This is a genomic window from Flavobacterium sp. 120, from assembly GCF_003633605.1.
Lineage (GTDB): Bacteria > Bacteroidota > Bacteroidia > Flavobacteriales > Flavobacteriaceae > Flavobacterium > Flavobacterium algoritolerans.
In genome coordinates this window covers 779,098-793,750 of record NZ_RBKZ01000001.1, presented here as the reverse complement: position 1 = coordinate 793,750, position 14,653 = coordinate 779,098, and the positions used below count along the sequence as shown (strand labels likewise).

At 33.6% G+C, this 14,653-nt stretch carries 7 protein-coding genes; 6 read left to right on the top strand and 1 reads right to left on the bottom strand.

The features are described from left to right. Positions 1-11: 11 nt before the first annotated feature. The 4 genes from C8C87_RS03360 (at position 12) to C8C87_RS03345 (ending at position 4,280) form a co-directional block, all read left to right on the top strand. Positions 12-1,418 (top strand): SusD/RagB family nutrient-binding outer membrane lipoprotein, encoded by a 1,407-nt coding sequence (locus C8C87_RS03360; RefSeq protein WP_121341147.1) that lies wholly within the window; start codon positions 12-14, stop codon positions 1,416-1,418. Positions 1,419-1,540: 122 nt separating this feature from the next. Next, the gene (locus tag C8C87_RS03355) at positions 1,541-2,605 is read left to right on the top strand and encodes an alkaline phosphatase D family protein (protein ID WP_099716152.1); all 1,065 of its coding nucleotides are present in this window, start codon (positions 1,541-1,543) and stop codon (positions 2,603-2,605) included. A gap of 382 nt (positions 2,606-2,987) precedes the next feature. After that, positions 2,988-3,548, top strand: a complete 561-nt coding sequence (locus tag C8C87_RS03350) for a DUF6642 family protein (protein WP_121341144.1) — start codon at positions 2,988-2,990, stop codon at positions 3,546-3,548. A gap of 99 nt (positions 3,549-3,647) precedes the next feature. Then, positions 3,648-4,280, top strand: a complete 633-nt coding sequence (locus tag C8C87_RS03345) for an MCP four helix bundle domain-containing protein (RefSeq protein WP_233550003.1) — start codon at positions 3,648-3,650, stop codon at positions 4,278-4,280. 63 nt (positions 4,281-4,343) lie between these two features. Here C8C87_RS03345 and C8C87_RS03340 read toward each other — a convergent pair whose 3' ends face one another. Next, positions 4,344-5,018 (bottom strand): TonB-dependent receptor plug domain-containing protein, encoded by a 675-nt coding sequence (locus C8C87_RS03340; protein WP_121341143.1) that lies wholly within the window; start codon positions 5,016-5,018, stop codon positions 4,344-4,346. Between the two features lie 314 nt (positions 5,019-5,332). Between C8C87_RS03340 and C8C87_RS03335 the strand changes: the two genes are divergently transcribed. Together C8C87_RS03335 and C8C87_RS03330 are read left to right on the top strand one after the other, a co-directional pair. Then, positions 5,333-9,415, top strand: coding sequence for a M14 family zinc carboxypeptidase (locus tag C8C87_RS03335; RefSeq protein ID WP_121341140.1), 4,083 nt, complete (start codon positions 5,333-5,335; stop codon positions 9,413-9,415). A 327-nt stretch (positions 9,416-9,742) separates the two neighbouring features. Continuing rightward, positions 9,743-14,485: a LamG-like jellyroll fold domain-containing protein gene (locus C8C87_RS03330; RefSeq protein ID WP_121341137.1), complete on the top strand. Its 4,743-nt coding sequence runs from the start codon at positions 9,743-9,745 to the stop codon at positions 14,483-14,485. The last annotated feature ends 168 nt before the right edge of the window (positions 14,486-14,653 follow it).

Below are 14,653 nucleotides of genomic sequence, written 5' to 3'. Positions count from 1 at the left end.
AAAAAACAATCATGAAAAAATTTCTAATATTAGTTCTATTATTAAGTGTTTCGATTTCTTGTACCGATCAATTCGAAGAAATTAACACCAATAAAAATCAGCCAACAGCTGCCCAACCTAAAACGCTATTGCCAAATGTCATTTTTAATTTGGCAAATGAAAATGTGTCAAATGCTTTTGACTTTGGAGATATTGTGGCTCAATATGGTGGAAACTATGAGTACAATGAGCTTGATGTATATAACTGGGGAGCCAGTGGCCGTTTTTGGGATATGTACAAATGGCTTAATGACATCAATGACATTAAGAAGCAGGCAGCTGTCATAAATGACAAAAATTATGAGGCAGTTTCCCTAATTTTAGAATCCTACGTAATAAGTGTAATTACTGATACGTATGGTAATGTACCTTATTCAGAAGCATCAAGAGGAGAAGAAGGAATCTTGAAACCGGTGTATGATTCTCAAGAACAGATTTACACGAAAATATTTGAGAATTTAACTACCGCTAATTCCATTATTGAAACGAGTAAATCCATAGAAGGTGATTTATTGTTTAATGGTTCTATGTTGAAATGGAAAAAATTCTGTAATTCACTTCATGTACGATTGTTGATGCGTGTTTCTAATAAGACTGTTGTGAATGCAAAACTAAGTGAAATCATTTCGAAACCGGCAACCTATCCCCTATTTGAGTCCAACTCAGATAATGCAAATTATAAGTACACGGGTGTTTTTCCAAATATATCTCCTATGAGTGATGGAATAAACAGATTGTATGGATACAATATCGTTATGCCTACAACCCACATAGTAAACACATTAATCACTAACAATGATCCGCGTCTAGAGGAATGGATAGATCCAATTGCCGGAACCACGAATCACAAAGGAGTTCAACCGGGTCTTGCTTTGGATCAAATTGGGGAACCAACAAAATACTCCAGAAGAGCCGAAGATTATTTTTATAACAAGACTAAAATAACTTCGATATTCATGACTTATAGTGAGCTAAATTTCTTGTTAGCCGAAGCCCGTCAGCGAAATATAATTACTACCGGAACTGCTCAAGGATATTATAATACCGCAGTTGAAGCTTCATTTAATCAATGGAATGTTGTCATGCCAGCAAATTATTTAATCACAACTGCACCTTATAACGCTACAAATGATGTGCTGTACACACAAAAATGGCTGGCGTTATACCACACTGGTGCAGAAGCTTGGATAGACTGGAAAAGAACTGGAAAACCAAGCTTTATTCAAGCCGGACCTGGAGCTAAAAATGGCGGTAAAGTCCCTAGAAGAGTTATGTATCCAAGTATTGAGCAATCAGTGAATGCCGAAAACAATAGTGCTGCCGTAAAAGCAATTGGAGGAGATAACATTAATACTAAAGTTTGGTGGGATAACTTTTAAAGTTTTACCATTAAGAGATTAAATGGCATTAAGCTTAATAAACTTAATGCCTTAATGCTGATTATATTTACTCTTTATTTTATAAATTAGTTTTGTGGCAGAACCACTTTTAATAAAAAACAATGAAAAATTTCAATAGACTATTCACAATACTGCAATTGTTGCTATTAACAAACAGTATCTTTTGCACCGCTCAAAAAAATGAGACTCCAGCGACTCCGCTTAATGAAAGTTTCAAAATCGCATTTGGTTCTTGTGCCCATCAGGACAAAGAGCAGCCTATGCTTCAAAAAGCCGTAAAACTAAATCCTGATTTATTCATCTATCTAGGTGATAATATTTATGGTGATACACGAGACATGAATGTATTAAAGAATAAATATGAAAAATTAGCTTCCAAAGCTGAGTTTCAAGAACTGAAAAAAAGCACTAAAATTTTATCGGTTTGGGATGATCATGATTTTGGAGAAAATGACAAAGGAAGACACTACCCGTTTAAAAAAGAGTCTAAAGAAATTTTTATGAACTTTTGGGAAGTTCCCCAAAACTCTGAAAGAAGAACTCATGACGGTATTTATGGTTCCGAATATGTAAAACTAGGGGATAAAACGCTCCAGATAATAATGCTGGACACTAGAACCTTTAGAGATGATTTATTAAAAAACGAACCTAAAAATTCAGCCTATAAAAATGACTATGTTCCCTATACTAAAAAAGACAGTACGATACTTGGAAACAAGCAATGGAAATGGTTAGAAAATGAGTTGTCAAAAAAAGCAGACATCAGAATCATTGCCTCAAGTTTGCAATTTGGGCATGAGTATAATGGGTATGAATCCTGGACAAATATGCCTCATGAACAAGCAAAATTTGTTGATTTAATAGCAAAAACCAAAGCCAATGGTGTTGTATTTATTTCGGGAGATGTTCACTGGGGTGAAATTTCAAAAATGAAAACAAATAATTCGTATCCTTTGTATGATGTTACCTCAAGCGGAATAACCCAAACATGGACTAGCACTGAGTCGAATAAAAACAGGATTGGTGATGTGATTATACAGAACAATATTGGTTTAATAGAAATTTTCTACAAAGACAAAGAGCCGTTGATTAAGCTGAACTTATTTGACAAAAACGGCATCGTTAGTAATCATAATTTTCTATTATCGGAGATTTCATTTAACTAATAATGGTTATCTCTTTAGGAATCAATAATCAAAACATGCACAGATTGTTCTAACAAAAGTAATCTGCATTATAAAACTATAATAGCTAATGATGAAGCCTTTAAAAAGCCTATTCATTAGCTATTTTTATTCTATTTTAATCCTTCCTTATTCTATACTTAAAGGTTAATAACTATTTATTGTTAAATACTAACAACGAATTTCATTCTGAAGTAATTTTACAAAATGAGATTATGAAGCCTTAATTTGAGGAGAGTTATTGACTTTGTGGCAAGTACAATAAGACTGTCGTTTGTTTTGAATCCTAAGAGTGTCACTTTTGGGAATTTTTTGTCTCAATAAAATATTTGTTTGCATTATATCATCTACATAAACTAAATTCATGGATTCAGATACATTTATTTTCTGCCTCGAAGCCGTTCCCGATATAGAAACTGACACCGTTACTGAAGTAGTCAAAAACCTGGAGCAATTAGCCTTTGAACAAGGTATTACAAGTATTTATAAAACATGCGATACCATTGAAGGACTAGAAGAAAGCTTAAATACATTGCTTTATGACGACCATAATTTTACCAATTATGAAATAATCTACTTAGTGATGCAAGGCGAAGGAAACAATATTTGCCTCAATGAATATTACTACAGTTTAGAAGAAATAGCCGAGCTTTTTGAAGGAAAAATGAAAGGGAAAATTTTACATTTTGCCAATGCAAAAGTATTGGACTTGAGCCAGGAAGAAGCACAATATTTTTTAGATATTACAGGAGCACGTGCTGTTTCCGGTTATGGGGCAAAATTCAATGCATTAACCAGCAGTAATCTTGACAAAGCTTTCTTTAGTTTATTTGAAGAACTAGATGATGTTGTCGAAATTGTAGAAGAATTATATCAAAAACATTATGCGCTTTGTAAACTACTTGATTTCAGGTTGTATTATTAAAATGAATCGTTTCTAAAATATATACTTTTCTATACTATCTACTGTAGTTAAAACAAATTCAATACAATAGCTTATATTGCAATACTAATAAATTCTATTATGATGAAAGATTTAAAAAAATACAGTAATAAAACAAAAGCCGCTTTTGTTTTACTGATTGTTATGTTTATCATCTTATTGAGTAATTTCAATACACTGCAAAACTCTAAAAAAACGAATGAGGATATCAATACGATTTATAATGACCGATTAGTTGTGGCTCGTTATATTTTTCAGTATGCAAATGAGCTTTATTTTATAAAAGCTAGCGCAGTAGAAGCAAAACTAAATGATGCTCAAAAAAAGAATCAAATCACAGTCGCTTTAAAAAACATTCAAAACATAGATAAATTATACCTGAAAACTGTTTTAACTCCCAAAGAAAAAACATCTTTAGTTGCATTTCTGGCTTCTTGTTCTGCGATTAATAAAGAGGCTCAAAATAAAAACTGGAATCAAGTAAATTACTCCAGTAATCAAGCTTTACTAACACTGGAACTTTTGTCGCAAATTCAAAGTAAAGAGGGTAAGTCTAAATTGACACACTCAAATACCTTGCACAACGACAATAATCTTCTTGGTCAACTTCAAATTGCTTTATTGGTTATTTTAGGCGGAATCACATTATATTTATTGATGGCCAAGAAAAATAAGATAAATATCAAAATACCAGAACCACAAAGTATGAATTAACTATTAGGCGAAAGTATTTTGATGCTAATCTAAAAACTATAGGATGAGAAGTGCCATCCAGTCCTACTTCATCTTTATTACTATGACACCATTAGAACCTTGAGCTCCATAAATAGAAGCCGCAGCATCTTTTAATACACTTACACTTTTTACATTATTAGGAGAGATATAGTCTATACTTGATACAATAACACCATCAACTACAAATAATGGATCTTCAATATTCCGAATGGAACTCACTCCTCTAATCGTAATTCTATTATCCCTTGTTACAGTAACTCCAGCTAAACGCCCTCTTATAAGGTCATATATAGTATTATAAATACTTGAATTTTTATCGTTTTGAGCATCTAAACTTTGTGCTGTATTAACTTTGTACTGTTTATCCACATCAGAATATCCGATAGAAATATTATCTCCATTTTTAGCTCGATCTTTTATCGATTTTTGCGATTCCAAAAACATGAAATTCATTACATTTTCATTATTGAATTTAGAGGACAACAAACCATATTTATATGAGTACACGTTAATAACAGTAACTTTTTCAGGAAGTAAAACTTCAAAATCCCCTTTACTATTCGTAGTAACATTTGAATAAATGGAATCTAAATATATCCTGGCATTTGCCACTGGTTTATTCTTGTAATCCATAACCTTTCCGATCAGCTTATTTTGTGCATAACCAAAACCAACAAATACGAAGAATACAACTACCAATGTTCTAGAAATTTTCATAATTCAATACTTTATAAATTTTATTAAATGTACTAAAAAAGTAATCTCAAAATATTTTTTTACTAAAAATAGATATTTGCACGAGTCAGTAAGCCATTAATAACCAAGTAAAAAGAAATTATACTAAAATAAAACCCGGTTCAAATAATTAGTAAAAAGGCTTATTTAATAAATATTTTATCTAAAATCCTTATCTTTTAACAGAGTCAACACACTAAAATCGCACTTTATCGATAAATTAATGCACTTTATCGATTTTTAAATTGTTTTTGTTAAAATTTTATTTTAGTTTTGAAAACCTAAATTATTTTACCATGAAAAAAACTACTTTTATTTTTCTTTTGTTTTCTTTTATTTTCATCAAATCTTACGCTCAAACAAAATCTATTACTAGTAATTCTAGTCAAATTGAAGATACAGAGTTTAAGTATAGAAGAGTTCAGATTTCGAAAAATTCTCCCGATGTTATCAAAAAATTAATGGAAACTGGTGTAGATCTAGATTGCGGTGTAGTGAATACCGCTACCTATATTCAATTAGAACTTTCTGATTATGAATTAGGCAAAATCAAATCTGCCGGCTTGAAATATAAAGTAGTAATTGAAGATCTTACAAAATTATATTCGGAAAGAGCTCAAAAAGATATGCCTCAGGCTCAAAGCAATTTACTTAGAGAAAAAAAGAGCTCAAAAACAAACAAATCATTGAGCGTAAAAAATGTTATTATTGGTAATATTGGACAACAAAATGATTGTAGTGAAATCAACTTTGTAACACCTACTAATTTTACTATTCCGTCAACTTTTGGTGGATGTTTAACTAATAACGGAATGATTGCTGAATTAGATAAAATGCAGCAAATGTATCCAAATCTAATATCTGTTAAAGCAAATATTTCTCCATCAAATCAACTGACACACCAAGGAAGACCTATTTATTATGTGAAAATCTCTGATAACCCATCAGTGAATGAAACAGAACCAAATGTTCTTTATACTGGTATGACACATTCAAGAGAAGTTAGCAGTATGATGAATACTATATACTATATGTGGTATTTATTGGAAAACTACAACTCAGACCCTTTTATAAAAAGTATCGTTGATAACACCGAAATGTATTTTGTTCCTGTAGCAAATCCTGATGGATTGTCTTGGAATGAAACTATTGCGCCGTCCGGTGGAGGAATGCAACGTAAAAATTTAAGACCTGGAGTTTGTGATGCAGGAACTACAGCATCTAGTAACAATACAAGAGGAGTTGATTTGAATAGAAATTACGGTTACTATTATGGATTAGTTGGTTCTTCTACTGCTTTATGCGACAATACTTATAGAGGAACAGCTGCCTTTTCTGAGCCAGAAACTCAAATGATGAGAGATTTTGTTTTAACAAAAAATTTCAAAACAGCTTTAAATCATCATGCGTATTCAAATCTTCTTCCGCACCCAATAAATGGAAAATCAGGAGTTTTAACAGGTAGAGAAAATGAGTTTGCTAAATTCAGTCATGATATGACACAATACAACAGATATGTTTATGGACCAGCTCCAGGAATATTATATGCTGCGAGTGGCGATGCAAGCGACTGGATGACAGGCGGAGTTAATGACGGAACTGGTTCTACCGGATCTGGAAAAAACACTTTATCAGTATCCCCGGAAAATGGAAGTTTGGCAGAAGGTGGTTTTTGGCCTAGCCCAATAAATATTACCGCTATTGCAAAAAGAGCCTTGAGAATGAATCTTATCGCAGCTTACTATGCCGGAAAATATGCAAAGTTTCATGACCTTACACAAAGCAGCATCACTTCCTTAAATTCTAATTTAACTTTTGGAATTGAAAGACTTGGGCAAACTACTGCAAATTATACATTAACAGTTACACCTGTATCCAGCAATATCGTTTCTATTACATCTCCAACGGTACAAACCGGAATGACTGTATTAGAACAAAGAAATGTAACTGCTGCAATACAATTAGCTCCTGGAATTTTACCCAATCAAAAAATTGAATATAAAATTTCATTGAGTAACGGGGATTATATTTTATACGAAGCTAATTTTATAAAATATTACCAACCAACTGTATTATTCAGCGACAATCCAGACGCTAATTTACTGTCTAAATGGACACAAGCTGGTGGCACATGGGTAAATTCGACCAGTGCTTACTCAGGAACAAGATCAATTACTGATGCTTCAACTGTAGCGTATGCAAATAATCTTAACAAAACCCTTACTACAGCCACTACTTCAAATTTATCTGGAGCGACTAAAGTTTTAGTACAGTATTATGCAAAATGGGATTTAGAAAGAAATTTTGATTTAGTTCAAATGCAAGGTTCTACAAATGGAACAAACTGGACTCCATTGTGCGGTAATTACACCAAGCCTACATCAACAACCGAAACGAATCCCCATGCCACTAAATCATCTACTAATAATTTCCAGAATACTGCCGGTGCTGGTGGTGTTTTATATGATGGAAATCAAATGGGTAAATGGGTAATGGAAGAAATTGTAATTGATGCCAGTAACAATTCCTTTTTAGTTGGTGCTACAGCTGCCAGATTCAGATTGTATATGAGATCTGACAGTTCCAATAATACTGATGGTTATACGACTACCTTCGATGGTTTTTATATCGACGATTTTAAAGTCATCAAAATTTTAGACTTATCTGCAGCTCCTGTAGCTATTTGTAAAGACGCAACTTTGTCCTTAAACAGTAGCGGACAATTAACCGTATTGCCAACAGACATAAATAATGGATCTACAGATGACGTTGCCATTACCTCTATTTCGGTTTCTCCAAACACTTTCAATTGTACCCATAGAAACACTACTCAACAAGTGACTCTGACTGTTACTGATGCTGACGGACAAACTTCAAGCTGTACTTCTAGTGTAACTATTAAAGATACAACTGCGCCAGTAATTCCAACTTTGGCTACTGTAACGAGTCAAAATGCCGTAACGCTTACTGCTCCTACAACAACTGATGTATGTGCAGGAACAATAACAGGAACAACTGACACAACATTTCCTATAACTGCACAAGGAACAACTGTAGTAGTTTGGACTTTTGATGATGGAAGCGGACAATCTGTAGCAGCAAATCAAAATGTAATTATAGATAACACAGCTCCTACAGCTCCTACTGAATTAGTAGCTTCGGGAACCACTCAAACCTCAACCAATTTGTCATGGATAGCTTCCACTGATGATACTGCTGTAACTGGGTACGATGTATATCAGGGAACTACTTTAAGAGCAAGTGTTACAACTACTTCCTATGCAGTAACTGGATTAACAGCTTCAACTGCGTATACTTTTTCTGTAAAAGCAAAAGATGCTGTCGGAAACATCTCGGCTGAAAGCATTATGGTAAATGTTACCACACTAGACCCAATTGTTGACACAACTGCCCCTTCGGCTCCGGCTTCATTAGTCGCTTCAGGGACCACTCAAACCACAACTAATTTGTCTTGGACAGCTTCAGCAGATGATACTGCAGTAACTGGCTATGATGTGTACCAAGGAACTACTTTGAAGGCCAGTGTAACAACAACTTCTTATGCAGTAACTGGATTAACAGCTTCAACAGCCTACACATTTTCTATAAAAGCCAAAGATGCTGCGGGAAACATTTCAGTTTCAAGTAATGTTCTAAGCGTAACAACCTCAGCGCCTATTGCTACTTATTGCGCTTCTAAAGGAAATAGTGTTACAAAAGAGAAAATTGGCAAAGTTGTTTTTGGAACAATAAACAATACTACAACTGGTGGAACAGGTTATGAAAACTATACTGCTATTGCAACAAATGCCACAAGAGGAACTGCGTACACTATTACAATAACTCCTTCTTGGGCTTCAACAAAATACAAAGAAGGATATAGTGTTTGGATTGATTACAATGCAGATGGCGATTTTGTCGATGCAGGTGAGCAAGTTTTCACAAGAGCAGCTACAACAACAACGCCAGTTACTGGAAGCATCACCATTCCTGCTACAGCAAAAGTTGGAGCAACTAGAATGAGAGTTTCTATGAAATACAATGCAATTCCTACTTCATGCGAAACATTTGCTTCAGGACAAGTTGAAGATTATACGGTAAATATTACCGCTCCAGCTGCCCGAACAATTGAAACCAGCAAACAGAAAGAGATTACAAACGATATTGTAGTGTACCCAAATCCAACTACATCAATTCTAAATGTAAATTCAATTTCTGAGGATGCAACCTATAAAATTTACAATGTAATTGGTCAAACCATTATGAAAGGTAAATTATCAAATAATTCCATTAACGTTTCTTCTATAGCCGAAGGTAACTATTTGCTGGAAATAACTGATAAAGAAACCACTACAATAAAACGTTTTATAAAACAATAATAATTTGTTACATTGAAACTAAAAAAGCTATCCTAATACGATAGCTTTTTTTTTTGAATAAGGTGTTTCTTACTCCCTGATTAATTCTCGTTTTTTGATGGAAAATTATTAAAAATCATAAAACATTGAACTTAAACGCTAATAATTGCTTTTTGTCGTTAAAAAGACATTGTAATTAGAAATAAATATTTTACTTTTGACACGTTAAATTATTTTTTTAAAGTATTAATTAGCTGACAATTAAAACCAAATAAAGAATAAATACGTAAATACATTATACTCAAAAATTTTATTGCCCATAAATAAATACCACATCAAGATTATTATATGAATAGAACTATACTTTTTACAAAAAAAACCTGTTTTACTGTAGCCTTTTTATTTCTTGTTTTTTTAGGATATTCACAATCCAAAACCATTTATTACGAAAATTTTGATGCTAATAATGGCGGTTGGACTTCAAGCAATGCTGCACTGAGATTAGGATCTTGGTCCTATAACGCAAACCCTATAGTAGGAGAAGGCAGTTATTGGAGTTTGAATAGGTTTAATGATTATGAAAATAATTATCTTACAAGGTTAACGAGTCCCGTAATACCAACAGCAGGTTTTAACAATGTAACATTCTATATTGACATCCGTTATAAAACTGAGGTGAATAGGGATGGAATGAACATTGAATATACTACAGATCCCCTTGGGCTTTCTGGATGGACACCCCTAGGTAGTCAAGGCCAAGGTACTAATTGGTATAATGACAATGATGTTAATGGCATAGGCAATAATGTACATGGTTGGTCGGGGACTAATATTGAAGGTGCAGATAGCCCTTCAAAATTCATAGAAGCCTCTATATCAAGCAGCAATGTTACTGCATTAAACAATGCCACTTCGTTACGCTTTAGAATTAATTTTGGATCAGATAACGGTGGTAACGATGATGGTGTAGCGATTGACAATGTCATAATTAAAGGAGACTATATTACTCCACCACCAAATCCAACTAGAGGACCGGGAAATATAAATGGAAATCTTAAACTTTGGTTAAAAGCAAATGTAGGAACAAACTCTTCAATTGACAACAGTAACGTTACCTCATGGGGAGATCAAGCAGATGATAACAGCGCCAACGGCTATAGCACTTTTGCTCCAAAATACAGGAATGATGCGAGTAGAAACATCAATTTTAATCCTGTTGTCGATTTTAGCCGAAGCGGTAATAATGTCTTAAAAGGGAAAGGCGGTTATTGGTCTAAGGATTATTATGTTGTAGTAAAAACAAACAGTACAGTTGATAAAACAACCAGCAATTCACAAGAAGTAATTTCTGGAAAAATCAATATAAATAATTTTGGACAGGATGGTACTGGATTAGGTTTTGGAAGAATTTCTTCTCGATTTAATGGCAACAATTTAATCTCTCACATGATTGGAGATTATTTAAGTGTTGATGAGCCATGGAATCCATCTAAACTTAATTCCTATGGAAGATCGTATGCACCTCCAGCAACAAATACAACGGGTGGCAATGTAATGATATTAAATATCAAATCAAATACATCAGTGATTCCAAACGTTACCGAAATTTACTTGAATGGTAAAAAAATTGATAATCATACAGGCACAAGAGGCACAACAGGAACGGGAACTCCTTTAGTTCACTCTGACTTTAATAATTCTGTTTATCAATTAGGGGTAGGTAGATTTACTCTTAATGGTTTTCCGTTAAACACTTATCTAGATGGAAGAATAACAGAGGTAGCCAGTTATTCGACCGCAAGAACTGCAGTAGAGCAACAAAAAATACAATCCTATCTGGGAATTAAAAATGGAGTAACCTTACACGCAACTGGTAGTACAACAGCAGACAATCTAGGTGATGTAAACTACATCGATTCCAATGGAGATGTTATTTGGGATGTAGCAGCTAATACAGGTTTTAATTATGACATAGCCGGAATAGGAAAAGATGATAATACTTTACTAACACAAAAGCAATCTAAAAGTGAAAATCCCAATACTGTTTTAACTATTGGTCTTGGAGATATAACAACCACCAATAGTAATAATCCAAATAATTTTGGAGGAGATAGAAACTATCTGATGTGGGGTTCCAACAATGGCACAATGTCAAATTCTGGAGTAAATTTAAATATAGATTTAGGACCAACGACTATTACTACTATTACAGAGGTAGTCAATAGAAAATGGAAAGTAGTAGAGAAAACTGGCATCGATGTAGGAACTGTTCGTGTTAATATTCCTACCGCCTCTTTTCTGAGTGGCTTACCTGCTCTTGGTGCAACAGATGCTTACGTGATGGTTGTAGCTACCAATGCAACATTTACAACAGGATTAGAAACCGTATTTATGTCAACTTCTGGAGGAAATCAAACCTGTTTATATGATTTTGACGGAACTAAATACATTTCTTTTGGTGTGGCACATAGAGCTACAAATCCATTGCATATTACACTAGACGGTGTTGACGATTATGTAAGAATTGATAACAGTAACGAACTACCTACTGTATTTTCTGTTATGACTTGGATACGACCAAACGGCACCAATACTTTAGGAAATGAAAGAACTATTTTATCTAAAAAATCCGCAGCTGGAAACGGATATCAAATAGTTTTACAAAACGATAACAGAGTTAGGTTTGAATGGTATGACGGGTCTGCAGTTATAAGAACTGCGATAACAAATACCATTTTACCAAATGCAAAATGGCATAATATAGCATATACTTATACTACCAATACATTATCCATTTATATTGATGGTGTTTTGGAAAAAACAGTGACAATGGCTGGAAACCCAGGTGCATCAACAGGAATTTTTAGTATTGGAGGCCAGTACATAACAAAAAACGTCATTAATAATTTATTTAAAGGTGACATAGACGAACTTAGAATGTGGAATCGAGTACTTACCGCAACAGAGATTCAATTCATTATGAACCAAGAAATATTACAAAGTAGTACAGGAACAATTGGAACAATTATTCCTTCTACAATTACTAAAAACGATATTAATACCTTGCTTTGGATTAATTTATTTGCTTATTACTCTATGAACTCTTACATAGGAACTCACCTTGACGATGATTCAGTAAACGTGAATAGAGGAAGTTTAGTAATTCCTGATAAAATATCAATCAATGTACAAACTGCTCCAATGCCGTATATTAGCGCTGCTAATGGATTATGGCAAACTGCTGCAACATGGACAAATGGAGCAAATCAAGATTTACCATATAGTTTATCTATTATCAACGATAGTACTCCCATAGACTGGAACATTGTTAGAACAACACATAATGTTTTTTCTGAGGGAGATAAAACTGTTCTAGGGTTATTTGTGAACAGTAATACTTTGAGCGCGACTAACGATTCAAAAATTGAAGTTTCCCACTACTTGAAACTAAATGGTAAAATCGATTTGGTAGGAAGATCACAATTGGTACAAAAATTAGGCAGCGACTTAGACGCAACAAGTTCTGGTTCATTAGAAAGAGACCAACAAGGACAGGCTAACAAGTACAATTACAACTATTGGAGTTCTCCTGTAGGAACTATAAACAATACTACAAATAACAATAGCTTTACCGTAGCCGGAGTTTTAAGAGACGGAACAAATACAGCATTAGCTACACCAGCACTTATAAACTGGGTTGCTGGATATGATGGATCACCAACAACTCCAATAAGCTTAGCTCGCTATTGGATATATAAATTTGATAATTTAGGGAATAATTATGCTAATTGGACTCAAATATTTGAAACAGGACCATTAGAAGCCAGTAAAGGATTTACTTTAAAAGGAAGTGGAACTGCTACTGCTGATCAAAATCTAACCTTTTTAGGAAAACCTAATAACGGTGCTATAACAAATACTGTAGGAGCAGATCAATTGTTACTGATAGGAAATCCATATCCATCCGCATTAGATGCAAATAAATTTATAGATGACAACATTGGCTCCATACAAACAGCAACAACTACTCCAGCAATAGATGGCGCCTTGTATTTCTGGGAACACTTCCCTTCCAATGCTTCGCACAATTTAGGAGCATATAGAGGAGGTTATGCAATCTATAATAAAACTGGAGGACTTGCTCCAAGTTCAGTAGGTGTAGATTTCATAAGTGGATCTGGCACTGCAAGTAAGTTAATCCCTAACCAGTTTATTCCAGTAGGGCAAGGATTTTTTGTGATTGGAAAAGCTAGTACAGGAGGAACTGTAACTTTTAATAATAGCCAACGAGAATTTATTAAAGAGGGTAATGCAAGTTCACAAACAACATACAGAATCCCTACTACTCCAAAAACAGCTAATCATTGGACAGACAACAGTGATACTGTAATTGAGAATGACACCCATAAAAAAATACGATTAGGATTTAATGTTATCGACAAAACGTTTCACAGACAAGTGCTATTAGCCTTTATGGACGAGAAAGCAAATAGTGAGATGAATGATGGTTACGATGCTTTTAACATTGATGATTCTCCAAGTGATATGTATTTATTGAATGGCGAAAATGAATTAGCTATACAAGGAGAAGGTTATTTTGATGAAGATGCCTCCTTCCCTATTGCAGTTCGAACAGAAGCTACTGGAAAAGTATCATTTGGAATTGATGCCTTAGAAAACTTTGATCAAAGCCAAAATATTTTTATTTACGATAAAGAAACGGATACCTACAATAGCATAAAAAACAAGCTTTATGAAGTAGAACTTTCTGAAGGATACTTTAAGGATCGTTTCTCACTTCGCTTTACGGATAAAACACTTGGTGTAAAAGATGTGATTTATGAGAATAGTATTCAAGTAGCTTTTACACGTTCTAATAATGTTTTGAATATTACAAATGGAGCAAATGACAATACAGTTGTTGCTGTGTCGCTTTTCAATATTCAAGGAAAATTAATGTCTACTTGGGATGTTTCCGAAAAGGAACAAACTAGCATTAAAATCCCGATTCAAAACAAAACATCAGGAGTTTATATCGTAAAATTGAAAACTTCAAAAGGAAATATCAATAAAAAAATTATTATCAAATAATTTAAAATAATCCAACTTAAAAAAGACTTCCCATAACCGGGAAGTCTTTTTTTTTACACTAAAATCAGTTCAAAAAATTCTAACTCAAATCATAAACATGAAATTAAGAAATACTGTTATTCAGAATTGCATTTTTTGGAAAAGTAAATAATACTCAAAAAAACCTGA

Coding starts and splice junctions, on each gene's coding strand:
- C8C87_RS03360 (WP_121341147.1), top strand. CDS start 12: ATGAAAAAATTTCTAATATTAGTTCTATTATTAAGTGTTTCGATTTCT.
- C8C87_RS03355 (WP_099716152.1), top strand. CDS start 1,541: ATGAAAAATTTCAATAGACTATTCACAATACTGCAATTGTTGCTATTA.
- C8C87_RS03350 (WP_121341144.1), top strand. CDS start 2,988: ATGGATTCAGATACATTTATTTTCTGCCTCGAAGCCGTTCCCGATATA.
- C8C87_RS03345 (WP_233550003.1), top strand. CDS start 3,648: ATGATGAAAGATTTAAAAAAATACAGTAATAAAACAAAAGCCGCTTTT.
- C8C87_RS03340 (WP_121341143.1), bottom strand. CDS start 5,018: ATGAAAATTTCTAGAACATTGGTAGTTGTATTCTTCGTATTTGTTGGT.
- C8C87_RS03335 (WP_121341140.1), top strand. CDS start 5,333: ATGAAAAAAACTACTTTTATTTTTCTTTTGTTTTCTTTTATTTTCATC.
- C8C87_RS03330 (WP_121341137.1), top strand. CDS start 9,743: ATGAATAGAACTATACTTTTTACAAAAAAAACCTGTTTTACTGTAGCC.